Source organism: Sphingomonas liriopis, from assembly GCF_024211255.1.
In the GTDB taxonomy this organism is placed as follows: Bacteria; Pseudomonadota; Alphaproteobacteria; order Sphingomonadales; family Sphingomonadaceae; genus Sphingomonas; species Sphingomonas liriopis.
Window position 1 is genome coordinate 1 of record NZ_JAMLDY010000007.1, and the last position, 26182, is coordinate 26182.

A 26182-nucleotide genomic window follows, 5' to 3' on the forward strand; every position below is an offset into this window, starting at 1 on the left:
CACCCGGCCGCCCACAGAGTATCCTTGATGGGCGGCCGGGTGGGGGAGCGGGCCGGCACCGCCAAACGCGCCGTGGCGCGTTTCCAGACAGCCTCTTAGGCCGCGACAAGACGCTTCGGGCGCGTCATAAGGCGGACGGGACGCACGCACGATCATCGAAGGAAAACAGCTTGTTGGCATCGGATGCACCGCTTTCTCCGGCGCTAACGGGAATCGTCGGGCTCGACGACGTCCTGAACGGCGGCCTGACGCCGCACCGCATGTATCTGGTCGAGGGCACGCCCGGCACTGGCAAGACGACGCTGGGCCTCGGTTTCCTGCTCGCCGGCGCCGCGGTCGGCGAGACGGGGCTGTACATCACGCTGGCGGAAACCGAGGTCGAGCTGCGCGCGGTCGCCGCGACGCACGACTGGACGCTCGACGCGCTGCACCTGTTCGAGATGGTCCCCGCCGACGGCCTGGGCGAGGATCACGAACAGACGTTGCTCCATCCCAGCGAGGTCGAACTGGGCGAGACGATCCGCGACGTGATGGCGAAGGTCGACGAGCTGCGCCCGCACCGCGTCGTGCTCGACAGCCTGTCCGAGCTGCGCTTGCTGGCGCAGAGCCCGATCCGCTATCGCCGGCAGATCCTGGCGCTCAAGCATTTCTTCTCAACCCGGCAATGCACCGTGCTGTTCCTCGACGACAAGAGCAGCAGCGGCGGCGACCTGCAGCTGCACAGCATCGCGCACGGCGTCGTCTCGCTCGAACAGACGCTGTCGGGCTTCGGGGCGCAGCGGCGCCGGCTGCACGTCGTCAAGATGCGCGGCGTGCGCTACCGCGGCGGCTATCACGATTTCGAGATCGAACGCGGCGGCCTGTGCGTCTATCCGCGCCTCGTCGCGTCGGATCACGCCACGCGCGAGGCGGGCGATGTGGTCTCCACCGGGTCGGAGGAGCTCGACGCGCTGCTCGGCGGCGGCCTGGCGCCCGGCACCGCGACCCTGCTGACCGGCCCTGCCGGCGTCGGCAAGACGACCGCGACGGTGCAATGCATGGTCGCCGCGCTCGAGCGTGGCGAGAAGGCCGCCTATTTCCTGTTCGACGAACGGTTGCCGACGCTGCTCGCGCGCAGCGCGACGCTCGGCATGGACCTGCAACCCTACATCGATTCGGGCCAGCTCGACCTGCGCGCGATCGATCCCGCCGAAATGTCGCCCGGCGAATTCGCCGGCGCGATCCGCGCCGCGGTCGAGGAACATGGCGCAAGCTTCGTGACGATCGACAGCCTCAACGCCTATCTGCAATCGATGCCCAACGAACAGTTCCTCGTGCTTCAGATGCACGAGCTGCTGACCTATCTGGGGCAGCGCGGCGTCGTCAGCCTGCTGATCCTCGGCCTGCACGGCGTGATGGGCGACATCCGTTCCGACGTCGACCTCAGCTATCTGTCCGATACCGTCGTCCAGCTGCGTTATTTCGAGGCGCATGGCGAGGTGCGCCAGGCGATTTCGGTCATCAAGACGCGCACCGCACGGCACGAACGGACGATCCGCGAGTTCCAGATCGGCGGCAACGGGCTGCAGGTCGGCGAACCGCTCCGCCAGTTCCAGGGCGTGCTGACCGGGGTGCCGACCTTCTCGGGCGAGGGAAATACGCTGATGACCAACCACATGGACCCGCTGGACGCCCACGCCTAGATGCCCGATCGCGTCCTGATCCTGGCGCCGCGCGGTCGCGATGCGGCGATCGCCGCCGAGCTGCTGACCCGCCACGGCATCGCGGCGCACGTCTGCGCGGATCAGGCGGCGCTGCTCGAACAGCTGCGCGGCGGCGCCGGCACGGTGCTGCTGACCGAGGAATCGCTGGTCGGCGACATCGGCCCACTGACCGACTGGGTCGCGCAGCAGCCCGCGTGGGCGGACATCCCCTTCGTCGTGCTGGCGAACGGCGCGCGCGCACCGCGGACGCTGCTCGCCACCCAGCGGCTCGGCGAGCTCGGCAACGTCGTACTGCTCGAACGCCCGCTCCACGCCGAGGCGATGCTGGGCGCCGTCCGCTCCGCGCTGAAGGCGCGCGCACGCCAATATGAGGTGCGCGACGCCGCCGATACGCTGGAGCGCGCGGTCGCCGACCGCACGCGCGAGCTGGAGGCGGCGCGCGACAGTCTGGAGATCGCGCTCGACGCCGCCGGCATGGGCAGCTGGGACATCGACCTCGTCACCGGCGAGGCATGGCGGACGCTGCGCCATGACGAGATCTTCGGCTATACCGAGGCGCTGCCCGACTGGGACGTCGGCACCTTCCTGAAGCATGTCGACCCGGCGCAGCGCGACGCGGTCGCCGCCGCGTTCGAACGCGCGATGGACACCGGCGTGCTCGACATCGAATGCGGCATCGTCTCCGCTAACGGAAGCCACCGCTGGATCGTCGCCAAGGGGCGCGTGCGCTACGATGCGCAAGGGACCCCGATACGGATGACCGGCGTCGTCTCCGACGTCACTGACCGCAAGGACGCAGACGCGCAGCTGGCGCAGGCGCAGAAGATGGACGCGATCGGCCAGCTGACCGGCGGGGTCGCGCACGATTTCAACAATCTGCTGACCCCGATCGTCGGCAGCCTCGACCTCGTCCGCCGTCGCCACAAGGACGACGAGCGAACGCAGCGGATGGTCGGTGGCGCGCTGCAGGCGGCGGAACGCGCGGCGACGCTGACGCAGCGGCTGCTGTCGTTCGCACGGCGGCAGGCACTACAACCGCGCGCGGTGGACGTCGGCGCGCTGATCGACGGCATCGTCGACCTGATCCGCCGCTCGCTCGGCCCCTCGATCACCGTGACGCTGGAGGTGCCGCGGCATCTGTCGTCGGCGCGGGTCGATCCCAACCAGCTCGAACTCGCGCTGCTCAACCTGTCGATCAACGCGCGCGACGCGATGCCGGGCGGCGGCACGCTGACGCTGTCGGTCGCGGACGTCGTCGTCGAACAGCGCAACCGGCTGGGGCTGAAGCCGGGCAGCTACGTCCGCCTGCTCGCCTCCGACACCGGCGTCGGCATGGACCGGGCGACGCTGGCACGCGCGACCGAGCCGTTCTTCTCGACCAAGGGCGTCGGCAAGGGCACCGGGCTGGGCCTGTCGATGGTGCACGGGCTCGCCGCGCAATCGGGCGGCACGCTCAAGCTGGCGAGCGAACCGGGCGAAGGCACGACGGTCGAACTCTGGCTGCCCGCCACCGACGAGCCCGCCGCCAGCCTCGATGAACGCCACGCCGAACCGGTCGCTGCGCGCCACACCGCGACCGTGCTGCTGGTCGACGACGAGGATCTCGTCCGCTCCGCGACCGCCGAGATGCTGCGCGACATCGGCTATACCGTGGTCGAGATGGGCTCCGCGTCGCAGGTGCTCGCCGCAATCCGGTCGGGGATCGAGGTGGATATCCTGGTCAGCGACTATCTGATGCCCGCGATGACCGGCGGACAGCTGATCCAGGAATTGCGCGCCGCGGGGCATCGCATCCCGACCCTGCTCGTCACCGGCTATGCTGCGGCGGGCGAGGACGTGCCGGCCGACATCGCGCGGCTGGCCAAACCGTTCCGCCAGGTCGATCTGGCGAGCAAGGTCGACGAACTGCTGCGCGCCGCGTCGTCGCCACCACCGGGGCTGCGCGTGGTCGGCTGACGCTTGCCATCGCCGCGACGGAAGCCGACGTCGCCGCCCCCGATACCGAAGGATGAATGACGATGACCGCCCCCGACGTCGCTACCCGCCTGCTCGATCCGCTGGCGCTGCCGCCGTTCCCGGACATCGTGCCCGACGCGATCCTGCCGGCGCTCGACCGGGCGATCGCCGAGCATGAGGCGGTGATCGCGACGCTGACCGCCGAACGGCCCGGCACCTTCGTTGATGCATGGCTGCCCTACGAGCGCGCGAACACCGCGCTGATGGCATTGTGGTCGGCGGTGTCGCACCTGCACGCGGTCGCCGACACGCCCGAGCTACGCGCTGTCCATGCCGAGGCGCAGGCACGGCTGGTCGAGCACAATATGCAGGTCGAACAGAACCGCGACCTGTACGAGGTGTTCGTCGCGCTCGCCGCCTCGCCCGACTTCGCCGCTCTGTCCGACGCCGACCGGATCGCGGTGGAACAGGCGATCCGCGACTTCACGCTGTCGGGCGTGGCGCTGGACGCCGAGCAGCGCGAACGGTTCAAGGTGGTGTCGATCGAGCTGTCCGACCTGTCGACGCAATTCGGCAGCGCGGTGCTCGACGCGACCGATGCCTGGGGCGAGACGATCACCGACGAGGCGCTGCTGGCGGGGATCGCCGAGACCGACAAGGCGATGTTCCGCGCCGCCGCCGCCGCGAATGACGAGGCGGGTTGGCGCGTCACGCTGCAACAGCCCAGCGTCGCCGCGATCCTGACCTTCGCGGAAGACCGCGACCTGCGTGCGCGCGTCTATCGTGCCTTCGCGACGCGCGCGTCGGATCAGGGGCCGAACGCGGGCGCCTTCGACAATTCGGCGCGGATCGCGCGCATTCTCGCGCTGCGGCACGAGGCGGCGCACCTGCTCGGCTTCGCCGATCCCGTCGCCTGGTCGCTGTCGACCAAGATGGCGCCCAACGCCGGCGAGGTGCTCGCCTTCCTGCGCGATCTCGCCCGTCGCGCAAAACCGGCGGCGGAGGCTGATCTCGACGCGATGCGCACGTTCGCCGCGCAGGAACTGGGGCTCGACGATCTCCAGCCGTGGGACGTCGGCTTCGTCGGCAACCGGCTGCGACAGGCGCGCTATGCGGTCGACGAACAGGCGGTGCGCGCCTATTTCCCGGTCGAGCGCGTCATGGCGGGGTGGCAGGTGCTGATGGAGCGGCTGTTCGGCATCCGCTTGATCCCCCGCGACGACGTCGCGCTGTGGCATCCCGACGCGCGCTATTTCGACGTCGCCGATGCCGATGGCGCGGTGTTCGCCGGCCTCTACCTCGACCTCCACGCCCGCCCCGGCAAGCGCGGCGGGGCGTGGATGGCGCAAGCGCGGCCGCGGCTGCGCGACGGCAACACGATCCGCATGCCGGTCGCCTATCTGGTCTGCAACTTCGCGCCGACCGGCGGCGATGCTCCGTCGCTGCTCAGCCACAACGACGTGACGACGTTGCTGCATGAAACGGGGCATTGCCTCCACCATCTATTTACCACGGTCGACCGGCCCAGCATCGCCGGCACCAACGGGTTCGAATGGGACGCGATCGAGCTGCCGAGCCAGCTGATGGAGGATTTCGCCTGGGACCGCGACGTGCTGACCGGCATGTCGGGGCATCACGAGACCGGCGAACCGCTGCCCGCCGACCTGTTCGAGCGCATGCTGGCGGCGCGGCGTTTCCAGTCGGGGCTGTTCATCGTCCGTCAGGTCGAATTCGCTATGTTCGACCTGCTGCTCCACCTCGGCACGATGGGATCGGACCCGATCGAGGTGATCGAGGCGGTACGCGACGAGGTCGCGGTGATCCGCCCGCCCGCCTGGCACCGCTTCCCGCATGCGTTCGGCCATATCTTCGCCGGCGGCTATGCCTCGGGCTATTACGGCTATCTGTGGGCGGAGCTGCTCGCCGCCGACGGCTTCCGCGCCTTCGCCGAGGCGGGGCTGGTCGATCGTGCGACCGGCGACCGCTTCCGCCGCGAGGTGCTGGCGCGCGGCGCGACGCGACCCGCGGCGGACAGCTTCCGCGCCTTCCGCGGCCGCGATGCCGATCCCGCCGCGATGCTCGCCCGCCATGGCCTGCTCGACACCGCCGTGAACGGCTAGGGTCCTCCCGTCCGCCGCTCGGCGGTCAGCCGAACCCGATCTGGCGCAGCCATGCCGCGCATAGCTCGGGCCACAGCGACACCGGCTGATCGCGCGTATCGAGCGCGAAGCCGTGCGGCGCGTCGGCGAAGATATGCAATTCGGTCATACCGCCCGCGGCGGTGAGCGCGGCGTCGAGCCGATAGGCGTTGGCGACGGGAACGACGGGATCGTTGCCGGCGTAGACGATGAACACCGGCGGTGGCGCCGCGGCAAGCTGCGCGTCGGGTTGCAACCGGTCGTACATCGCCTGTTTCTCGGCGGGCAGCAGCGGCGGCTTGGTGGGGACCAACGTTCGCCCGTGGGCATTGGTCGAGATCGGCGCATAGCCGACGACCGCGACATCCGGCCGCGCATCGCCGCCGGGCGACGGCGCGGCGGGCGACATCCATTCGGCCGGATAATCGGCGAGCAGGCAGGCGGCGAGATGCCCGCCCGACGACAGCCCGACGACGCCCACCCCGGCGGCGAACGCACCGCCGCCCCGGATCACCCGCATCGCCTCGATCGCATCGTCCAGCGCCACCGTCACGCCGTGCCGCGCATCGGGGAACCGGTGGACCAGCACATAGGCATGATAACCGAGCGCGGTCAGCCAGCGCGCCACCGCCACACCCTCGCGCCCCACCATCAGCGCGGTATAGCCACCCCCGCCGAGCACCAGCATCGCCCGTCCGTTCGATCGCGCCGGCGCATAGCCGAACAGCCACGGCCGCACGACGCCGGTGACGACCATCGCATCCACAGCGGCGCCCGGATCCTCGACCGTAAACGCGCCGTCGATCGGTTCGTCGTCCCACAGCGGCCAGGCGGTGTCTGCGTCGAGGGTAATGGACATGCCCTTCCCCTACCGCGTCTCCGCCGCAGACGCCAATCCATGGGCATTCATAAAACCGGACTGTCACAGGCGCTGTCGGTCTCCCGCAGGCCTGCCGGTCCATGAAGTGGCGTGGACGGAAACGACCTTGTGTGGCGTCTTCATTCATCGAAAACGCTGCATCCCCCGCTCCCGCCGTCGGAACGGCAGGTGGCTGTTTTCCACCGGTTGTTCACGCGGCGGCCGATCTCCTGACGATCGCGGCAGCCCAGTTCGTTCATGGTAGCGCCATAGCTGCGTAGATCGTCGGTGGTGACGGCCCCAATATTGGATCGGCGACCGGCAGTTACTCGGCCGGTGCAGATGGCGGCGACCGATCCGGGATGACCAATTTGTCGATGGCTTGCGCGAGCTGGTCCGCGGAATACGGCTTTTGCAGCAGGAGGAAGCCATGTGCGCCCTCCTGCGCCAGGACGTGGCTGTAACCGCTGGCCAGCACCACCGGCATGTGCGGCCATGTCTGGCGAAGCCGCTTGGCGAGTTCCAGACCGCCCATGCCCGGCATCACGACGTCCGAGAAGACGGCATCGAAGCTGCCGATCGCCGCACCGAGGGCGTCGAGCGCATCCTCGGCACTGGGGACCAGCGTGGTGCGATAGCCCATGTCGTCCAGTGCCTCGCTGGCGAAGCGGCCGACCTCCTCATTGTCCTCCACGACCAGGATCGACAGCCCGCGCGTAGGGTGCACGCGTTCTGCGATCGGCACGACCGCTTCCACGCGGGTGTCCCCATCGGCCTCGGGTAAATAGAGGACGAAGCGCGTGCCGACGCCCGGCGTACTTTCGACATCCACATCGCCACCCGACTGTTTGGCAAAGCCGAACACCTGGCTGAGCCCCAGGCCGGTGCCCTTGCCCACTTCCTTGGTCGTGAAGAACGGCTCGAATATTCGTGCGATGTTCCCGGATGCGATCCCGGTCCCGGTGTCGGCAAGCGAAATGGCCACGAACGGGCCGTCCACGGCCGCATGGCCGCGGATGTGCGGCTTGTCGACGGCGCAGGCCAGCCCGATGCGGAGCGCGCCCTCCCCCGCCATCGCGTCCCTCGCGTTGACGGCCATGTTGACGAACGCCGTCTCGAACTGGCTGACGTCGGCCCGGACGATGCAGACCTCATCCGGTATCTCGAGGGTGACGGTCACCCGGGCACCGGTCACCGAATTCAACATGTCGGCGACGCCGCGCAGCCGTTCGGCGACGTCGAAGGTCGTCGGATGAAGCGTCTGCCGCCTCGAAAATGCCAGCAGCTGGCTGGTCAGCCTGGTTGCGCGATCCGCCGTATCGCCGATCGCCGCGATGTAGCGCGCGCGTCGTTCTTCCGGCAGGTCGGACCGGCGCAGCAGATCGACCGAACCCCGGATCACGGTCAGCAGATTGTTGAAATCGTGCGCGACCCCGCCGGTGAGCTGGCCGATCGCATCCATGCGCTGCGAGTGGCGCAGCGCCTCTTCGGAGGCGACCAGGTCGCGGGTGCGCTCCTCGACGCGACGCTCCAGCGTCATGGCCAGATCGCTCAGGGCGGCCTCGCGGTCGAGCCGCTCGCGGCCGATCGAGAGGAAGCGCGCAAAGCTTTCGAAGAAGGAGAGCGCTTCGCTTTCGAAACGGTCATGGACCGTCGAGACGAACGAGATCACGCCGTAGAGCTTGTCTTCGGACTGGACGGGGAAACCCGCATAGGCCCGCGTGCCGTGACGCCGGCTGATCTGCGTTCGTGGATCGGTCGATTGCTGGACATGGTCGAGGATCAGCGGCGTCCGGCTTTCCGCCACGAGGCCACACAGCGGCACGTCCGCCGGGCACGCATCGGCCAGCCATTCCCTGACCTCCTCCTCCACCCCCGTTGACTGTAGCAGACGCATGCGCGTGCAGTCGTTGTTGAGCAGGTAGCTGTAGCTCTGGTCGTAGCCGAGCGTGTCGGCGCCCGATGACAGGATGTCCTGAAGCACCCGGTCGGGATCATCCGACGACAGCAGGCCCGCGGAGGCCCTGGCCAACAGATCGAGCCGCTGCTCGCGCAGCCGCTCCGCCGTCCGGTCGCGCAGGACCTTCACGAACCCGACGACCTCGTCGTCGAACCGCCTGAGCGGCGTCATCTCGCCTTGCGCCCAGAACCGCGTGCCGTCCGCCCGCAGGTGCCAGCGCTCGTCGTTGCCATGGCCCCGTTCCAGCGCCAGCCGCATCTCCGCCAGCGGTCGCCCGGCTGCGCGGTCCTCCGGCGTGAAGAACCGGTCGACCGGTTCTCCCATCATGTCGCGTTCCGTCCAACCGAGGATGTTCTCGGCCCCCGCGTTCCACCGGGTGACCCGGCCATCGAGGTCGGTCGCGATGATCGCGAAGTCCGTCGCGCTGTCGAGGATCTGCCGATGCAGCGCCTCGCTGTTGCGCATGGCTTCGCCGGCATCGTGCATGACCGACGCCTTCTCGACCTGATCCAGTTGCAGCGCGATCAGCCGCGCGAACATCTCGAACGTCGGAAGGATGTCGCGCCTGCCGAGGTCGTGCGGACGCGGGTCGATCGCGCACAACGTACCGAAGAAGCGGCCTTCGGGCAGAACGATCGGAACCGAGATGTAGCTCTTCAGGCCATAGAGCGCGGGCGTGTGGTGCGCCGCATAGGCGGGATCCGCATCGACGTCCGAGATGACCACCGCTTGCCGATGCTGCCTGATCTCGTGGCAAATCGTCGTTTCCAGCTTCAGTTCGCCACCCGGCAGAAGACCGAAATCGATGTTGTCCCTGACGCTGCAAGCAACCCATTTGTCATCAGTCACACGGGCGATCGCGGCGAAGCCCATGCCCGTGATCCGGCAGACCGTGTCGAGCAGCGTCGGCACCACGTCGAGGTGACCGATCGCCGAAACGTCTGCGGCATAGGCATTGTCTGCAGGCGGATCGTCTCCCATCGCTATCGCTTAGCAAGGGATTGGGGCCGCGTCATTCACCCTGCCCGCTGATCGAGGAGAAACGACCGTCAGGTCGCCGATGCCGCTCGCCTGATCCCCATGGCCGAGGATACTGCACGACGCTTCGGCCGCACACCTTCGATCCGGGGCGTCCGCGTGTCCGTCGACCGCTCGTCCGTCTTGCCGAAAGGACGTAGCTGGCGTGGGTCGACGGCCAACAGGGTCCCCTTGTCAACGTTCAAATCGCGCCTTCCGCCGCTCGACTTCGGTCTCTCGTTCATTTGCGCCGTCACGCTCACCGCGAAGGGAAGCCCAGGCTGAGGCTGGAGAATACGGTTTCGTAGTCGGCGTCGGGGTCGTTTTGCACGCGCCGGGTCCATATCGTTCCGAACAGCCAATCGCCGGTGCGGCGTAGCGGGAAGACGGCGCGGCCGCGCTGGTCGGTGACGCGCGTCGTCGCAGGACGGGCATCGGCGGCGAGATCGGTCATCGTCACGCGGGCGCCCGCGAGGGGCCGGCCGCGATACGTGACCCGCAACGGGAACGCCGTGTCGGCGCTCCGGCGGTATGGGTCGACCTCCGGCGTGATCTCGAGCGTCAGGCCGAGGGGGCGGGTCGCGCGGATGGTCCCGGGTCCGACCCGACCGACCTGGACCAGCGCCTTGGCGCGGCGGCTGTAGCGTTCGCGGCCGGCCTCCCCCTCTTTCCCCTCGCGCCGGCGATCCGCGATCGCGGAGGTCAGTCCTTCCTCTGCCAGATAGGCGGCGAACTTGTCCGCGGGCAGACTGCTCAGCGCGTCGTTGGTTTCCATCACCAGCACGTGCAAGCCCTGCCCCTCGAAGCGGAGCGCGGCGTCGGGGGCGCCGGGCGCCTCGTCGAGCGTGGCGCGGCGATCGGTTTCCGCGCCGTCGGGCCCGATGCTGGCGAAGCGGACGATCCGTCGCAGCCGCATACGCCAGCGTTCGCGCTCGGCGCCGTGTCCGACCAGCACCGCCAGCGATGTGGTCTCACCGGGCGACAGTCGGAAACGCCCAGGCTGGATCCAGAATTCGTGGGCAGCCGCGCTGCCGGTCAGCGCCAGCGCCAGCGCCGCAGCGACGAACGCCCTCACTGCAGCGCGATCGTCTGCGGCTCGCTGCCGGGCCGAAACAGCGCGGTTCGCGTCACCTTCGATCGACGGACGTTGACCTGATTTTCCTGGTCCGGGTGGATATCAGCGAAGATCGTCGAGTCGACCGTGATCGCGCGCGCTGCCGCCGGCATCCGGCCGCGGTACGTCAGCCGCACGTCGTCGCCGTCGAGCTCGGTCGCCGCCAGCGTCAACGCGATCGCCGCGCCGGTCGCATCGCTCAGCCGGAAGCGCCGGCCGATATAGACCGTCAGGGCGGCCAGCGCGTCGGCGTCGTCCAGGCTGGGCTGCGCGTTGGGAGCGATGAAGACCAACGCCGGCTCGGCATCGTGCGCGGCCATATCGTGCGTGACCGTCACCGCGCCGGTGGCCGCGTCGACCTCGATCACGCTCAGCGTCGAGTGGCCACGATGCGCCGCCGCGGGAGCCGCGAGCGACAGCAGCGCGACGGTCAGCGCGGCGGTCAGTGCGGCGATCCTCACGGACGATTGCCGCGCGGCGCGTCGGCCGGCGGCGGCGCGGCCGGTGCGGGCTCTGCCTTCGGTGCAGCCGGAGCGTTGGCGGGCGGCGGGGTGACGCCGCCGGCGGGAGCCGTCGGCGCATCATCCTTCCTCGTCGCCGGATAGGTCTGCAGGCTGTCGGGCAGCACCTTCAGATTGTCGTCGCGGATGCGGTCGTCGCCTGACGCACTGTCGGGCGTCGTCACCTTCATCGTGCGCGGATATCCCGATCCTTCGTAGATGTTGTTGCCGCGGTCGGCGTCGGCGGTCTCCCATAGCGGGTCCACCTCCGCTTTCCTCAGCGTCTTGGGTGTCGTGAAGGACCAGGCCACCCGCTCGCTGTTCTGTCGCCAGATCTCGGCCGGGATGCGCACCGTCTCGGTCGATCCGTCGGTGAAGTCGAGCTTCATGATGACCGGCATCACCAAACCGCCGACATTGCGGAAGCTGAAGCGGTAGAAGGTCTCGTCGAAGTCGCGCGCCGCGCGCTCGTCGGCCGTCAGTTCCTTGCGCGTATCGGTCGCTTTCGCGCGCGCCCTGGCCGTGGGTGCGAGGCGGTCGGTCGCGTCGTAATAGTCGCGCACGCTGGGATCGCGCTCGACCACCGTCGCGCCGGTGTTGCGCGACGCGGTGAGGCTTGGCGGCTCGGCGCCCTCTGCCGAGCGGCGGCGAGCGGCAAGCGTATCGGGATCGGCCGGTTCGACCTTGCCCGCGGTCACGCCGTCAAGCGCGATGTCGACGTGATCGGTCGAATAGAACCAGCCGCGCCAGAACCAGTCGAGATCGACCCCGCTCGATTCCTCCATCGTCCGGAAGAAGTCGAACGGCGTCGGCCCCTTGAACCGCCAGCGCGTGGCATAGTCGCGGAACGCCTTGTCGAACAGGTCGCGCCCCAGCACCGTCTCGCGCAGGATGGTGAGCGCGGTGGCGGGCTTGGCATAGCCGTTGGCGCCGAACTGCAACAGGCTGTCCGACTGGGTCATGATCGGCACCTGGTTCTGGCTGACCATATACTCGACGATGTCCTTGGGCTCGCCCCGCCGGCTCGGGAAGTCCTTCGCCCAGCGCTTCTCGGCCTGGAACTGCAGGAAGGTGTTCAGCCCCTCGTCCATCCACGTCCACTGGCGCTCGTCGCTGTTGACGATCATCGGGAAGTAGCTGTGACCGATCTCGTGAATGACGACGCCGATCAGCCCTGCCTTGGTACGCTCGGTATAGGTCAGGTCGCCGGTCTTCCTGTCCTTCGTCGGGCGCGGCCCGTTGAAGGTCATCATCGGATATTCCATGCCCCCGACGGGCCCGTTGATCGACTGCGCCTTCGGATACGGATAGGGGAAGCTGAAGCTCGAATAGACCTGGATCGTGTGCGCGATCGCCTTGGTCGACCACGCATCCCACAGCGGCCGCGCTTCCTTGGGGAAGAAGCTCATCGCCATGACGAGCGGCTGCGCGGCATCGTCTTGGCGCACGCCCATCGCGTCCCACACGAACTTGCGGCTCGACGCCCAGGCGAAATCGCGCACGTTGTCGGCGTGGAAGCTCCACGTCTTCTCGCCCGACGGCCTGCCGCGCTCCGCCGAGAGAGCTTCCGCCGGGGTCACGACGTAGACCGGGTCGCTGGCGGTACGCGCCTCAGCCAGCCGCGCGCGCTGGGCCGCGCTCAGCACCGATGCGGCGTTGGTCAGTTCGCCCGTCGCGGCGACGACGTGATCGTCCGGAACCGTGACCGAGACATCGTAGTCGCCGAACTCCAGCGTGAACTCGCCGGCGCCCAGGAACGCCTTGTTGTGCCAGCCTTCATAGTCGGTGTAGCGGGCCAGCCGCGGGAACCATTGGGCGCCCAGGAAGATGCAGTTGCCGTCCTCGCCCGGCTTGGTGAAACATTCGTATCCGTCGCGGCCGCCGATCACCTTCGATTCGATCATCGGATACGACCAGTCGATGGTGAAGCTGGTCGACGCGCCCGGTGCCAATCCGCCGGGCAGGTCGACGCGTAGCAGCGTATCGACCGTGGTGTGCGGGAGCGCGCGCCCGCTCGCGTCACGCACGGCGCCTAACGTGAAGCCGCCATCCCACGATTTGTAGCGCTGAACCCGCGTCAACGCGCTGAGCGAGATTTCGTCCGCCCGCCCTGCACCCTGCGTGCGCTCGGCGATGCTGTCACGGCGGAACACATTCTGGTCGAGCAACAGCCATAGGTACGGCAGCCGATCGGGCGAATTGTTCTTGTAGGTAATCGTGGCGCGACCGCTGACCGTTTTTGCCACCTCGTCGAGGCGCACCTGCATCCGGTAATCGACTTTCTGCTGCCAATAACGCGAGCCCGGCGCGCCGCTGGCGGTGCGATAATCGGTCGGGGTCGGCCACGCCTCGCCCTCGAGCTGGCGGAAGGCATCACGGAACGGCGCCTTGGTCTGGCGCACCGGGTCCGACTGCGCGGACACCGACGATGCCCCGGACATAAGCAGCGCCGCGGCGATCATCCTGGTCGTGCCCGTCGTCATTCTTTTGTCTCCGCAGGGCTCGACCGTGCCGCCGCACAGCTGCGCAACGTATCGGTACTATGAAAGAGTATGTCACGCTTTGGCAATCTCGCCCTTGGGGTGGGTCATGCCGACCCATAAGCGGTCGTTCACCGCCCGCCTGCCAAGGGCCCAAAAGATCACGCCGATCTCTCGTCCGGCGCCGGCGACCTGCGCCCATTGACCATGGTGGCGATCGCGAGGTCGCCCGTGACGTTGAGCATGGTGCGGCACATGTCGAGGAAACGGTCGACCCCGAGCACGATCCCGATCGCGGCCGGCGGCACGCCCACCATGCCGAGGATCAGCGCGATCACCGGCAGCGAACCCGCGGGCACGCCGGCGGTGCCGATCCCGCCCAGGATGCACACGAGCATCACCGTGCCCTGCTGGCCGAGCGAGAGCTCCACGCCGAAGAACTGCGCGAGGAAGATCACCGTGACGCCCTCGAAGATCGCGGTGCCGTTCTGGTTGGCGGTGGCGCCGATCGTCAGCACGAAGCGCGCGATCTTGCGCGGGAGCCCGAGATCGGTCTCGGCGATGCGCAGCGACGTGGGCAGCGTCGCGTTCGAACTCGCGGTGGAAAAGGCCATCACCATCGCCTCGCGCACGCCGCCGAAGAACGTCCGCGGCCCCATCCCGGCCGCGAACCACACCCCGGCGCCGTAGACGATCACCAGCTGGAACAGGATCGCCGCCAGCACCGTCGCGACGTACCAGCTCAGCCTGACGAGGATGTCGAAGCCGAACAGCGCGGCGAGGTTGAACATGAAACAGGCGACGGCGATCGGGGCGAGCCGGATGACGAGGCCGATCAGCGCCATCGCGACCTCCAGCAACCCCTCGACCGCGTTCTGGAACGCCTGCGTCTTGTCGGTACGGACCAGCACCAGCCCGATGCCGATCGCCAGCGCGAAGACCATCAGCGCGAGGATGTCGTCGTCCGCCGCCGCCTTGATCGCGTTGGACGGGATGATGCCGAGCACCGCCTCGACACCGCCCGGCTGTTCCCGGCCCGATCCGACGATCGCGCCGGCGCCGCTGCCCGCCTGCGCCAGCATCGATCGGGCGAGCGCCGGATCGACACCGCCGCCCGGCCGGATCACGTTGACCAGCACCAGCGCGACCACCACCGAGATCGTCGACAGCGCGAGCGTGAACGCGAGCGTCCGCAGCCCCACCCGCTTCAGCGAGGCGAGATCGCCCATCTCCGCAACGCCGGTGACCAGCGCCGAGAACAGCAGCGGAATGACCAGCATAAACAGCAGGCGCAGGAACACCTGCCCCGCCGGCCCGGTGACATAGGTGGTGATCGCCTTCACCCATGCCGCGTCGCCCGCCGTCAGATTGACGACCAGACCGGCGGACAGGCCGATGGCGAAACCCGCGAGCATCTGGAGATGAAGCGGAAACCGCGATGGGGCCGGCGTTTCGGTTTCGGTGTCGGTGTCGCTCATGCCATCTCCAACGCTTGGGGTCGCGCATGCTCCAGCGCTCGATATGGATAATGCTCCGGAACGAAGACCGCTCAAGCGGTCATCGTCTTGATGAAATCGATGAACGCGCGAAGCGGGGGCGGCACCAGCCGGCGATCGGAATAATAGAGGAAGGGACCGGAGAACGGCTGCCACCAATCCATCAGCACCGGCTCCAGTTCGCCGCTCTCGAGATGAGGTCGCAGCCAATCCTCGAACAGAAAGATGATCCCCACTCCCGCGATCGCGGCATCGACGGCCAGATCGGTCGCACCGCCGACCTGCACGATCAGCTGTCCGCGCGGCTCGATCCGGATGATCTCGCCGGCACGCTCGAACTCCCATGGGCTCGTCAGGGCACCGCTCGCGAAACGCCCGAGCACACAGGCGTGGTCGAGAAGGTCCCGTGGGTGATCCGGACGACCATGAAGATCGAGATAGACCGGCGCGCCGGCGGTCGCCATGCGCTGGACGCGCGGACCGATCGGAACGGCGACCATGTCCTGCTCCAGCCGCTCGTCATAGCGGATGCCGGCGTCGCACCCGGCGGCCAGCACATCGACGAAGCTGTCCTCCGCCACGATCTCCAGCCGGATCCCGGGGTGGGCGGCGAGAAAGCCCGGCACGATCGCGGGGAGCACCAGCCGTGCGGCGCTGACCGGTACGTTCAGACGAAGCACCCCCGCCGAACCGTCCCGCAAGCCACCGGCCGCATCCAGTGCCGCATCGACTTCGCCAAGCGCGGGTGTCAGCCGTTGGATCAAGCCGGCGCCGGCCGCGGTCGGCGTCACGCTGCGGGTCGTACGGTGGAGGAGCCGTATGCCGAGCCGCGTTTCCAGACGCCGCACGGCTTCGCTCAGCGTCGAGGCGCTCGTGCCGCTCGTCCGGGCCGCCTCGCGAAAGCCACGCGCCTTCGCCACGGCGAGGAAGGCGGTCAGGTCTCCAAGGTCGGCGTCCATCGTGCGGTTTTCCGTACAGCCCGTGCGGATCATGCCGGATTATCGCGCGTGTCACCATCGCCTATCTGGCAGGCCAAGAGGAGAACGACATGCAGACGATCGATCAGGCAGGCCGCTTCCGGCTGGGTGACCGCGAGGTGAGCCGGCTGGGCTATGGCGCGATGCAGCTGGCCGGCCCGGGCGTGTTCGGCCCGCCGCGCGACCGCAGCGCGGCGCTGGCCGTTCTACGCGAGGCGGTGGCGAACGGGATCGACCATATCGATACCAGCGACTTCTACGGCCCGCACGTCACCAACCAGATCATCCGCGAGGCGCTCCACCCCTACCCCGACGGGTTGACGATCGTGACGAAGGTCGGCGCGGTGCGCGGCGATGATGGATCCTGGAACTCGGCGCAGGACGCGGCGGCGTTGACGGCTGCGGTTCACGACAATCTGAGGAACCTCGGCCTCGACGTGCTGGACGTCGTCAACATGCGTCTGATGGGCGGGGGTGACGACCATGGACCGGCGGACGGCCCGGTGGAGCCGCAGCTGACCGCGCTCGCCAAACTTCGGGAGCAGGGGTTGATCCGGCATATCGGGCTGAGCAACGCGACCCCTGGGCAGGTCGAGCAGGCTCGCGGCATCGTCGAGATCGTCTGCGTCCAGAACCACTATAATCTCGCCCACCGCCGCGACGATGCATTGATCGACGCGCTGGCGGCCGACGGCATCGCATACGTGCCCTTCTTTCCGCTGGGCGGTTTCGATCCTCTCCAGTCGCAGACCCTGTCCGACGTCGCCGCGCGCTTGCGCGTGACGCCGATGCAGGTGGCACTGGCCTGGCTGCTGCAGCGGTCGCCCAATATCCTGCTGATCCCCGGCACCTCGTCGGTCGCCCACCTTCGCGAGAATCTCGCAGTTGCGGCGTTGCAGCTTTCGAGCGAGACGATGGCAGCGCTGGACGGGATCGGCGAACAGGGCGCTTGACGCTCTGGCTCCGGCCGGCTTGGACTGCGCCTTTGATCCGTGCAGCGAGCCCCCCTTCCATGACGCTTCCAGACCTTCTCGTCCCCTCCTACGTGCAGATGCTGGGAGCGTTATCGAAATGGCTCGCGAAGGCCGAGGCGCAGCAGCCGGCCGGGGAGGCGGAAGCGTTGCTGATCGCCCGGCTCGCGCCGGACATGTTCCCCCTCGCGACGCAGGTCCGGTTTGCATGCCGGCAGGCGCAGGAGGGCGTGTTCCGACTGCTGCAACAGGATTTCCCCCCCTCGCTGCAGATCCTGCTCGACGAAGGCCGAAACGCCGGCGAGCGCCCCGGTACCATCGCGGAGGCACAGGCGCGGATCGCCGAAACGATCGCGGTGGTGGAAGCCGCGGCGGCGCAGGGCATCGCGATCGAACCAACCGCACCGATCGCGCACGCGCTGCCAAACGGCATGATCCTGGACCTGACGGCGGAGCAATATGCGCGCGACTGGGCGCTGCCTCAATTCTACTTCCACGTGGTGACGGCATATTCGATCATTCGCGCGCAAGGCATCGAACTGGGAAAGGCCGATTACGTCTCGCACATGATCGCCTATTTTCGTCAACCCGCCATGTCCTGACGAGGCCGCCGCTCGACCGATCATCACGGAGAACGTCACCGGATTTCGCGCGCCCGATTATGGCGTCGCCGGGCGAGCCTGAACCGGGTCCGTCGACACCGCGTAGATCGCGGGCGCACCCTCCAGGTTCGTGCGATAGACGATCCAGTGGCCATCGGGCGTGAAATGCTCGTTGGGTTCCAGCGTGTAGTCGTGCCGGGCGAGACTGGCGAGACGGTGCGTGTCGAGGACGCCGGGCGTGATGAGGCCGGGCTGCGGCGTCGCGACGCTGCGGGGCGTGAAGACGCTGATCCACTTGCCCGCCGCGCTGCCGTCGCCCGCGAAGGTACGGCGATCAGGCGACTGGGTGAAGTGGAACGAGGCCTGATCGGGGGCGACCAGATAGCGGGTGCGCGCGCCGCTGACGACGTCGTAGCTCGCCAGCCAGCCGACGCGGCGCGCGGGGGTCTGGAGGTCGTACCAGATCGTCCGCCCGTCGCTGCTCCAGAATTCGTGGCCCGCGATCTCGCCCGCCATCGTGCGCTGATGCACCCTGGTCAGCGCGCTGCCGTCGGTCCTGACCGTCCAGATCCGGTCGACCTGATCCCACGGCCCTTCGTGGCAGAACATCAGCAATGCGGGATCGGTCGGCGAGAACTGAACGTGGTTCAGCCAGTCGGTGGCGCGATGGATCGTCCGCTTCGTACCGGTGCCGATCGTGACCGCGTAAAGCTCCATGGGGACGTGCGCCGCCAGCCGCGCCGCCATCCACTGCGCCTTGGCGGCGCCGAACGATAACGGCCGCCCGTCCGGCCCGGTGCCGGAATAGGTGGGAGCACCCGTCGTGGGATCGCGCCGGCCCTGTGCGGCGATCGCCGGCGGCGGCGGCTCCAGTTCGCGCTCGCCCGCCAGCAGCGTCTCGTCGGCGTTGATCGCCTCGATCCGCCCGCCGGGCAGGTCGGCGACCTTGCGCGTCCGGCCGGTGTCGAGATCGACGCGCCACACCTGGAAAGGACCACCGTCGTCCACCGACGCATCCTTGGTCGTGTAATAGGCGCTGCGGCTCTTGGGTCCGGCGAACAGCAGCCGGTCGACCCTCGTGCGCAGCACCAGCCGGGTTCGCCATGTCTTGAGGTCGGCCACCCGGATCCCCTCCGGGGTCATATAGATCATCAGGTCGCCCTGCGGCGTGAAGGGATTGTAGTTGAAATACAGCGCGTAATTGCCCGGCATCGCATCGATACGGACGATGCGATGGCCCGTCGCGGGGTCGGTCCATGACGCCGGCGGCATGCCGAATGTCGCTGCGGCGGCGATCGCCATCGTCCAGGTCGCAAGCGGCATCGGTCACTCTCCGGCAGTATCTGCTATTTCATAATATGGAATTCAGTTACAATATTTCGCTTGTCACCGCGTTTGGCAAGCGGCAATGTGCATCCGTCAGCCAAAGGCGACATGCGACCCGCCGAGGGACGAAGAGGGGATGATGATGAAAGGTCACGCGTTTTTCTCGCGCTCCAGATCTCCCTCCCCGGAGAATCCTTGAGGCGGACGGTGTCCGCCCCGATTTTCCTTCGGGGTCGTGGGCCTGTCGAAAGGGGCTTTGATGCATCGTACCGATGATCGATCCGCGCGCATCGGGCGCCGTCTGCGCATGCACGGCGCGGTCGCCATGGCGGCGCTGTGCCTGTGTCCGGCGATCGCGGCACGGGCGGCGCCGCGGGCCGTTACCGCGCTGGCGGACGGGTGGCGGTTCATCCAGGCCGACCCGAAGGATGCCGAGGCGGCGACGCTCGACGACAAGGCATGGCGGACGGTGTCGGTGCCGCACGACTGGGCGATCGCCGGCCCGTTCGATGCGAACGCCAAGGCCGCGGGCGAGAACGGCTTCCTGCCGAGCGGCGTCGCCTGGTATCGCAGGACGCTCGACCTGACGCCGCGCCCCGGCCGGCGCTATTTCGTCGAATTCGATGGCATCATGGAGCGCAGCGGCGTCTGGGTGAACGGTCACCACGTCGGCTACCGGCCGATGGGCTACGTCAGTCAGCGCTTCGATATCACGCGGCACCTCGATGCGGACGGGCGCACCGTGATGGCGGTGCGCGCCGATACCTCCGCCGCGCCATCGTCGCGCTGGTATACGGGTGCGGGCATCTACCGCCGTGTCCGCCTGATCGAGACGGGCGACGTGCACATCCCGCAGGGCGGCGCCTATGTCCGTACCGCCAGGCTCGATGCCAGCGGTGCGACGCTGGCGATCGCGACCGATGTCCACAACGCCGGCGTCGCGGCAAACGATGTGAAGGTCGAGGTCGTGCTGACCGGTCCCGATGGACGCGAGGTCGCGCGGACGATGCTGCCGGCCGCGACCGTCGCGGCGGATCGGACGGTGACCGTGCAGGGCGAGATCGCCGTGCCGCACCCCCGCCGCTGGGACATAAAAGATCCCGTGCAGTATCGCGCGACGATCCGCATTCTCGGTGCCGACGGCACGACGCTGGACGACGACACCGTCCGCTTCGGCATCCGCGACGCGCGGTTCGATCCCGCCACCGGCTTCTGGCTCAACGGGCGCAACTTCAAGCTGAAGGGCGTCGCGCTCCATCACGACGGCGGCGCGGTCGGCGCGGCGGTGCCGCTCGACGTCTGGCGGCAGCGATTGTCGACGCTGAAGGCGCAAGGCGTCAACGCGATCCGCACCGCGCACAACGTCCCCAGCCCCGAATTCCTCGATCTGGCGGACGAGCTCGGCCTGCTCGTGATGGACGAACTGTTCGACCAGTGGAACGTCGCCAAGACGCCCGAGGACTATCACCTGTTCTTCGGCGACTGGCACCAGCGCGACACGCTCGACATGGTCCGGCGCGACCGCAACCACCCGAGCATCGTGCTGTGGAGCGCCGGCAACGAGATCCACGACACCGCCTATCCGGTGCAGGCCAAGGCGGCGCTGCGCAGCATCCTCGACATCGTCCACGCCGCCGATCCGTCGCGCCCCGTGACGATGGCGCTGTTCCGCCCGAACGTCACCAAGGATTACGACAACGGCCTCGCCGACATGCTCGACGTCGTAGGGCAGAATTACCGCGAGAACGAGCTGATCGCCGCGAGCCGCCAGAATCCGAAACGCAGCATCGTGGGTACGGAGAATGCGCACAACCGCGTCAACTGGCTGCCGGTGCGCGACTATGCGCCGTTTTCGGGCATGTTCCTGTGGACCGGCGTCGATTATCTCGGCGAGGCGAACCGCTCGGGCTGGCCCAATGTCCAGAACCCGGCGGGGCTGCTCGACCGCACCGGTCGGCAGAAGATCAGCGGCATGGAGCGCGAGAGCTGGTGGTCTGCCCGCCCGGTCGTCCATGTCGTGCGCAATGCCGATCCGGCGGCGGCCGGCCCCGCCACCGATGGCGCCGGCGGCCCGAACCAGCCGGCGCTGCCGACGATGATCGCGGTCGCGACGCCGAAGCCGAAGGTCGCGCTGTTCGACGACTGGACGCCCGCGAACGCCGCGCCGCACGACGAGACGATCGAGGTGTACAGCAACTGCCGGCAGGTCGAGGCGTTCCTCAACGGCCGCTCGCTGGGCGTCCAGCCGCTTCATCAGGACGCCTCGCCGCGGCGCTGGTCGGTGCGCTATGCGCCGGGTGAGGTGCGTGCCACCTGCCGTGACCCGGGCGTCGGCACCGTGACCGACATATTGCGCACCGCGGGCAAGCCCGCCCGCATCGTACTCGAGCCGGATCGGTCGTCAGTCGGCTCGTCGTTCGACGATTTGACCTACGTCCGCGCCCGCGTCGTCGATGCCACAGGCACGACGGTACCGGAGGACGGTCGCCGCCTGCGCTTCGCGGTCGACGGGGCGGGGACGCTGGTCGCCACCGACAATGGTTCGTCGGTCGATCATACGCCGTTCGCGTCGCCCGAGCGCGCGGTGCTGGGCGGCCATGCCGTCGCCTTGGTGCGCGGCGCCGGATCGGGGCGCTTCCGCGTCACCGCGACCGCCGACGGCGTCGCGGGCGACAGCATCCAGCTGACGGCGACCCGATGAAGCGCGCGGCGATTGCGATGCTCGTCGCGCTGTCGAGCCAGGGCGCGCCCGCGCAGACGATCCACAACGACGTCTTCTGGAAGGACACGTCGGGCACGCCGATCTATTCGCAGGGCGGCGGCATGCTAAAGGTCGGGCGCCGCTATTACTGGTACGGCGCGAAATACGAGGAGGCGGTCGCCTATGCCCGCCAGCCGGCGGTCCATGCGGCGAACCCGCACTTCAGTGCGGTGACGGTCTATTCGTCGGAGAATCTCGTCGACTGGCGGTTCGAAGGCAATGCGATCACCGTCGGCGCCGCCGGGCAGCGGTTCGCGCGCGACGCGTGGATGGGCCGCCTGGGCGTGGTCTACAACGCGCGCACCCGCAAATACGTGCTGGTCAGCCAATATGCCGGCAAGGAGACCGGGCCCGGCATCGTCTTCGCGACCAGCGATACGCCGGCAGGCCCCTTCGTCTTCGCCCGGCATCAGGCGGTCGTCGACGGCGTCGCGACGCGGACACCGGGCGACCAGACGGTGTTCGTCGACGACGACGGCAACCCGTATCTGATCTTCAGCGGCTCGGGCGATCGCCGGAGCCTGTATGTCGCGCCGCTCGACGGCCCCGACTATCTCCACGTCGGGCCCGCGACCAGGGTCTACGATGTGCCCGGCGGCGGTCGCGAAGGCAATGCGATGTTCAAGCACGGGGGCCTGTACTATTTCTGCTCGTCCGAGCTGCACGGCTGGAACGCCTCGCGCAGCTATTACATGACCGCCAGGGCGATCACCGGGCCGTACGGCCCGGAGCGGTCGCTGCAGGGGACGGAGGCGGACTTTTCCCACGTCTCGCAAAACGGCTTCTTTATTCCGGTGCAGGGGACGGAGGCGACGACGATCCTGTATGCGGGCGATCGCTGGAGCGACTTTGCCGGCAACGGCATCGGCTACAATGTCTGGGTGCCGCTGAGCTTCGAGGGCGATGTGCCGCACTTCCGCTCGCTCAGCGCGATCGACCTCGATACACGGCGGGGACGCTGGACGGTCGGGGCGGCGAACAACTACGTGCTCAACCCGAGCTTCGAGGCGGATCGGGTTCCCCAGACCGGCGTCGCCGGCTGGGTAACGAGCTGGACGAACCTCAAGGGTGCCGCACCCATCGTCAACACGTTGGGAGGCCGAACCGGACGATGGGCGCTGACGCTGGCCCCCACCGCGGCCGCGATGGGCAGCGCCGTGCAGACGATCACGCTTCCCAATGGCCGCTATGCCCTGCGCGCGTGGGTCAAAAGCACCGGCGGACAGGCCGTGGCGCGCCTTTTCGCAACCGGCTACGGCGGCGCGACCATCGCTCGTGACCTTATGCAGGCCGATCGCTGGACCGAGATCACGCTGCCTTCGATCGAAGTTACGAACCAGCACCTGCAGATCGGCGCTTATGTCGAGAGCACTGACAGGCAGGCGCTTGTCGTCGATGATTTTCAGCTGGTCGGAACCGACCCATGATGACGATATTCAACGATACTTCGCGAACCAGCACGAGACAGATCCGTTCTGATACATGCATGACATGTCGCCGGTGTCACACCGGCATTTACGTCATTTCAGGCCTCGCGCTCGGCGCCGAGGCCGACCACAGCCGGATGGGCGTCGAGGCGATCGTCAAGCACCTGAACGCCCATGGTATCTTCATCGGCGACGACGGGCGCCGGGGCATCGGGCAGGTCCACCCCTTGGTAACATAGCTCTCCAGCACCTCACCCTCGTGACCGAATGCCCGCCACAGGTAAACCATCTCGCCGTTTCAGCCTCATGTACATCTCGTCCGGGCGCCAGCGCCAGTGGCGAAAGCCCCGCATGCGGCTGCCCCGCTGACGGCGGATGTCGCCGGCGAACAGCCCCCGACAACTGGTTCTTGCTGTTGTAGAGCCATGACCCACCCGCCGCGCTCGTCAGGTCGCCGCGCGCGTCATAGGTCGGCACGACGTCGCCCGAAGCGGCATACTGGTTCAGGCCGTTCACCGCGTAGCCTCGATCGATCGTGTAATGACCGGTGAACGCATAGGCATCGTTAGAGATCGTCCGGCTCGCGATCTGCCCCGCCGGATTCCAGGCGAAGCTCGTGCTGTTCGCCTGGCCACCGCCGTTCAGCGTCAGTGCGGAGAGCCGTGACGCCGGATCGTAGTCATAGGCCGTGCTCGTCCCGTTGCCCAGCACGCGCCGCTTGCGCCGACCGAGATCGTCATATTCGTAACGCGCCAGCGACAGGCCGGAATTCTCGACGACGCTCGTCATCGCGCGGGTGTTGTCTTTGCCTGTCGGCGCTGACGGACTTTCCGAACTGGCAAGGGAGAAACCACGGGGCGCCTCATCATCCACGTCGATCGCGTCGAAAATATCGCTGCCGTCGGGTTACCTTCCGCTCGCGGGCCAATTCCATGCCGGAATATCCGCCATGGACTGCTTGCCCGGACGATCAGGATGCGCAACGATACGGCATGAACGCTCTACCGATTGTTGATCACCGGGGCCCCGGAACCACCGAGACGGTCGTGCTGAGCGCCCGACCCGAGGCCATTCGCCTGTCCCCCGCCGATACCGCGGTGGTCGTCATCGATATGCAGAACGCCTATGCGAGCGAGGGCGGCTATGTCGATCTGGCAGGCTTCGACATCGCCGGCGCAGCCGGGGTGATCGGCCGGATCGCCCAGGTGCTGCAGACGGCGCGCGCAGCGGGCATGCCGGTCATCTATCTGCAGAACGGCTGGGACGCCGACTATATCGAGGCGGGGACGCCCGCCTCGCCCAATTGGCACAAGTCGAATGCGCTGAAGACGATGCGGGCGCGGCCGGAACTTGCCGGTCAACTGCTCGCGCGCGGCGGCTGGGATTATGAGCTCGTCGATGCGCTCGCGCCGCAGCCCGGCGACATTCGCGTCCACAAAACCCGCTATTCCGCCTTCTTCAACACGCAGCTCGACAGCATCCTGCGGGCTCGCGGGATCAAGACGATCGTCTTCGTCGGCATCGCGAGCAACGTATGCGTCGAGTCGACGCTGCGCGACGGCTTCCACCTCGAATATTTCGGCGTGATGCTGGAGGACGCGACCCACCATCTCGGCCCCGATTTCATCCAGCAGGCGACCGTCTACAACGTCGAGAAATTCTTTGGCTGGGTGTCCACCTGCGCCGATTTCTGCGGCGCGGTCGGCCAGCTGCCCACCAAGGAGGCCTGATGCCGTTTCAACCGATCAACCCGCCCGAATTCGCGACGCCGATCGCCCCCTATTCGGCCGGCGCCAAGGCGGGCAACACCGTCTATGTTTCGGGCGTGCTCGCGCTCGGCGAGGGCGGCACGGTGCTGCATGTCGGCGACGCCGCAGCGCAGACGCGCCACGTGCTTGAGGTCATCAAGACTACGCTCGTCGCGGCAGGCGCGACCATGGCCGACGTCGCGATGAACCACATCTTCCTGAAGGACCTTGGCGATTACGCGGCGTTCAACCAGGTCTATGCCGAGTATTTTCCCGGCGACAAACCGGCGCGCTACTGCATCAAGTGCGAACTGGTGAAGCCCGATTGCCTCGTCGAGATCGCGTCGGTCGCGCACCTTGGCTGAAGCCGCGGGTCTCTATTACGAACTGCACGGATCGGAGGATGCTCCGCCGCTGATCCTGTCGAGCGGGCTGGGCGGATCGGCGAGCTATTGGGGCCCCAACCTGCCAGCGCTTGCCGAGCAGTATCGCGTCCTGGTCTACGACCATCGCGGCACCGGGCGGAGCCACCGTGGGCTGCCCGATACCGTCACCGTCGATGACCTCGCCGACGACATGCTGGCGCTGATGGATGCGGTCGGTTGGTCGCGGGCACACATCGTCGGCCATGCCGCGGGCGGCGTCGCCGGGCTCGCGCTTGCGCTGAAGGCGCCCGATCGCCTCGACAAGCTGGTCGTCGTCAACGGCTGGGCCAAGGCTGACCCGCACTTTCTGCGCTGTTTCGAAGCGCGGCTGAACCTGCTTCGTCACAGCGGGGTCGAAGCGTTCCTGCGCGCCCAGCCGATCTTTCTCTTCCCCGCCGATTGGATCAGCGTTCACACCGTCGATCTGGACGCCGAACTGCCGCATCAGGTCGCCGGCTTCCCCGGCAGCGCGACGGTGGAGAAGCGCATCGCGGCCCTTGCCGCCTTTGACGTCGCCGACCGCCTCGCCACGTTGGCGGCCGACGTCCTCATCCTCGTGGCGGAGGACGACATGCTGGTCCCAGCCGCCGCCGGCGCCCGGCTCCACGCCGCGCTTTCTGGCAGCCGGATCGCGGCAATGCCCCGCGGCGGGCATGCCTGCAACGTCACCGAACCCGACGGTTTCAACCGCCACGTTCTCGATTATCTCAGGAGCTGAAAAG

18 protein-coding genes and 1 pseudogene are annotated in these 26182 nt (G+C 67.9%); 10 read left to right on the forward strand and 9 right to left on the reverse strand.

The window, feature by feature from the left end; translation table 11 throughout:
• Nucleotides 1-170: 170 nt before the first annotated feature.
• The 3 genes from M9979_RS07000 to M9979_RS07010 are packed head-to-tail and all read left to right on the forward strand — an operon-like array spanning nt 171 to nt 5779.
• Entirely contained in the window at nt 171-1682 is a 1512-nt protein-coding gene (locus tag M9979_RS07000; RefSeq protein WP_277998453.1) for an ATPase domain-containing protein, read from the forward strand.
• On the forward strand, nt 1683-3659 hold the full coding sequence (locus tag M9979_RS07005) for a PAS domain-containing hybrid sensor histidine kinase/response regulator (protein ID WP_254288626.1): 1977 nt from the start codon (nt 1683-1685) through the stop codon (nt 3657-3659).
• A 56-nt stretch (nt 3660-3715) separates the two neighbouring features.
• On the forward strand, nt 3716-5779 hold the full coding sequence (locus M9979_RS07010; protein WP_422921695.1) for a M3 family metallopeptidase: 2064 nt from the start codon (nt 3716-3718) through the stop codon (nt 5777-5779).
• Between the two features lie 25 nt (nt 5780-5804).
• On the opposite strand, the gene M9979_RS07015 is transcribed toward M9979_RS07010, so the two are convergent.
• From M9979_RS07015 to M9979_RS07050, 7 genes are all read right to left on the reverse strand, one after another.
• Entirely contained in the window at nt 5805-6656 is an 852-nt protein-coding gene (locus M9979_RS07015; RefSeq protein WP_254288628.1) for an alpha/beta hydrolase, read from the reverse strand.
• A gap of 325 nt (nt 6657-6981) precedes the next feature.
• A complete protein-coding gene (locus tag M9979_RS07025) occupies nt 6982-9597 on the reverse strand; it encodes a GAF domain-containing protein (RefSeq protein ID WP_254288629.1) in 2616 nt (871 codons plus the stop codon).
• A 295-nt stretch (nt 9598-9892) separates the two neighbouring features.
• Nucleotides 9893-10708, reverse strand: a complete 816-nt coding sequence (locus tag M9979_RS07030) for a DUF4198 domain-containing protein (RefSeq protein WP_254288630.1) — start codon at nt 10706-10708, stop codon at nt 9893-9895.
• Nucleotides 10705-11208 (reverse strand): DUF6702 family protein, encoded by a 504-nt coding sequence (locus M9979_RS07035; protein WP_254288631.1) that lies wholly within the window; start codon nt 11206-11208, stop codon nt 10705-10707. Before M9979_RS07035 ends, M9979_RS07030 begins: the two co-directional genes overlap by 4 nt.
• Nucleotides 11205-13730 (reverse strand): M1 family metallopeptidase, encoded by a 2526-nt coding sequence (locus tag M9979_RS07040; protein ID WP_254288632.1) that lies wholly within the window; start codon nt 13728-13730, stop codon nt 11205-11207. Before M9979_RS07040 ends, M9979_RS07035 begins: the two co-directional genes overlap by 4 nt.
• 158 nt (nt 13731-13888) lie before the next feature.
• Nucleotides 13889-15205: a dicarboxylate/amino acid:cation symporter gene (locus M9979_RS07045; RefSeq protein ID WP_254288633.1), complete on the reverse strand. Its 1317-nt coding sequence runs from the start codon at nt 15203-15205 to the stop codon at nt 13889-13891.
• A 71-nt stretch (nt 15206-15276) separates the two neighbouring features.
• Nucleotides 15277-16182 carry a LysR family transcriptional regulator gene (locus M9979_RS07050; RefSeq protein ID WP_254288776.1) on the reverse strand — a complete coding sequence of 302 codons (906 nt, stop codon included), beginning with the start codon at nt 16180-16182 and terminating at the stop codon, nt 15277-15279.
• A gap of 89 nt (nt 16183-16271) precedes the next feature.
• Here M9979_RS07050 and M9979_RS07055 point away from each other — a divergent pair, with 89 nt between their 5' ends.
• Together M9979_RS07055 and M9979_RS07060 are read left to right on the forward strand one after the other, a co-directional pair.
• Nucleotides 16272-17153, forward strand: coding sequence for an aldo/keto reductase family oxidoreductase (locus tag M9979_RS07055; RefSeq protein ID WP_254288634.1), 882 nt, complete (start codon nt 16272-16274; stop codon nt 17151-17153).
• A 59-nt stretch (nt 17154-17212) separates the two neighbouring features.
• Complete coding sequence (locus M9979_RS07060; protein WP_254288777.1) at nt 17213-17773, forward strand: DUF1993 domain-containing protein; 561 nt, start codon at nt 17213-17215, stop codon at nt 17771-17773.
• A 57-nt stretch (nt 17774-17830) separates the two neighbouring features.
• Here M9979_RS07060 and M9979_RS07065 read toward each other — a convergent pair whose 3' ends face one another.
• On the reverse strand, nt 17831-19096 hold the full coding sequence (locus M9979_RS07065; RefSeq protein ID WP_254288635.1) for an oligogalacturonate lyase family protein: 1266 nt from the start codon (nt 19094-19096) through the stop codon (nt 17831-17833).
• A gap of 262 nt (nt 19097-19358) precedes the next feature.
• On the opposite strand from M9979_RS07065, the gene M9979_RS07070 reads away from it, so the two are divergent.
• Nucleotides 19359-21800: a glycoside hydrolase family 2 TIM barrel-domain containing protein gene (locus M9979_RS07070; RefSeq protein ID WP_254288636.1), complete on the forward strand. Its 2442-nt coding sequence runs from the start codon at nt 19359-19361 to the stop codon at nt 21798-21800.
• Nucleotides 21797-23287: a family 43 glycosylhydrolase gene (locus M9979_RS07075; RefSeq protein WP_254288637.1), complete on the forward strand. Its 1491-nt coding sequence runs from the start codon at nt 21797-21799 to the stop codon at nt 23285-23287. The genes M9979_RS07070 and M9979_RS07075 overlap by 4 nt, the downstream gene beginning before the upstream one ends.
• Nucleotides 23288-23513: 226 nt before the next feature.
• On the opposite strand, the pseudogene M9979_RS17405 reads toward M9979_RS07075, so the two are convergent.
• Nucleotides 23514-23679: pseudogene (locus M9979_RS17405) on the reverse strand (DDE-type integrase/transposase/recombinase); the annotation flags it as partial.
• Nucleotides 23680-24279: 600 nt separating this feature from the next.
• On the opposite strand from M9979_RS17405, the gene rutB reads away from it, so the two are divergent.
• Genes rutB through rutD form a run of 3 tightly spaced genes read left to right on the forward strand, consistent with a single transcriptional unit; the run spans nt 24280 to nt 26178 of the window.
• Complete coding sequence (gene rutB / locus M9979_RS07085; RefSeq protein WP_254288639.1) at nt 24280-25017, forward strand: pyrimidine utilization protein B; 738 nt, start codon at nt 24280-24282, stop codon at nt 25015-25017.
• Nucleotides 25017-25400 (forward strand): pyrimidine utilization protein C, encoded by a 384-nt coding sequence (gene rutC / locus M9979_RS07090; RefSeq protein WP_254288640.1) that lies wholly within the window; start codon nt 25017-25019, stop codon nt 25398-25400. Before rutB ends, rutC begins: the two co-directional genes overlap by 1 nt.
• Complete coding sequence (rutD, locus tag M9979_RS07095) at nt 25393-26178, forward strand: pyrimidine utilization protein D (protein ID WP_254288641.1); 786 nt, start codon at nt 25393-25395, stop codon at nt 26176-26178. Before rutC ends, rutD begins: the two co-directional genes overlap by 8 nt.
• Nucleotides 26179-26182 lie beyond the last annotated feature (4 nt).

Coding starts and splice junctions, on each gene's coding strand:
- M9979_RS07060 (WP_254288777.1), top strand. CDS start 17,213: ATGACGCTTCCAGACCTTCTCGTCCCCTCCTACGTGCAGATGCTGGGA.
- M9979_RS07045 (WP_254288633.1), bottom strand. CDS start 15,205: ATGAGCGACACCGACACCGAAACCGAAACGCCGGCCCCATCGCGGTTT.
- M9979_RS07025 (WP_254288629.1), bottom strand. CDS start 9,597: ATGGGAGACGATCCGCCTGCAGACAATGCCTATGCCGCAGACGTTTCG.
- rutB (WP_254288639.1), top strand. CDS start 24,280: ATGAACGCTCTACCGATTGTTGATCACCGGGGCCCCGGAACCACCGAG.
- M9979_RS07010 (WP_422921695.1), top strand. CDS start 3,716: ATGACGATGACCGCCCCCGACGTCGCTACCCGCCTGCTCGATCCGCTG.
- M9979_RS07005 (WP_254288626.1), top strand. CDS start 1,683: ATGCCCGATCGCGTCCTGATCCTGGCGCCGCGCGGTCGCGATGCGGCG.
- M9979_RS07065 (WP_254288635.1), bottom strand. CDS start 19,096: ATGCCGCTTGCGACCTGGACGATGGCGATCGCCGCCGCAGCGACATTC.
- M9979_RS07050 (WP_254288776.1), bottom strand. CDS start 16,182: ATGGACGCCGACCTTGGAGACCTGACCGCCTTCCTCGCCGTGGCGAAG.
- M9979_RS07070 (WP_254288636.1), top strand. CDS start 19,359: ATGCATCGTACCGATGATCGATCCGCGCGCATCGGGCGCCGTCTGCGC.
- M9979_RS07055 (WP_254288634.1), top strand. CDS start 16,272: ATGCAGACGATCGATCAGGCAGGCCGCTTCCGGCTGGGTGACCGCGAG.
- M9979_RS07040 (WP_254288632.1), bottom strand. CDS start 13,730: ATGACGACGGGCACGACCAGGATGATCGCCGCGGCGCTGCTTATGTCC.
- M9979_RS07075 (WP_254288637.1), top strand. CDS start 21,797: ATGAAGCGCGCGGCGATTGCGATGCTCGTCGCGCTGTCGAGCCAGGGC.
- rutC (WP_254288640.1), top strand. CDS start 25,017: ATGCCGTTTCAACCGATCAACCCGCCCGAATTCGCGACGCCGATCGCC.
- M9979_RS07015 (WP_254288628.1), bottom strand. CDS start 6,656: ATGTCCATTACCCTCGACGCAGACACCGCCTGGCCGCTGTGGGACGAC.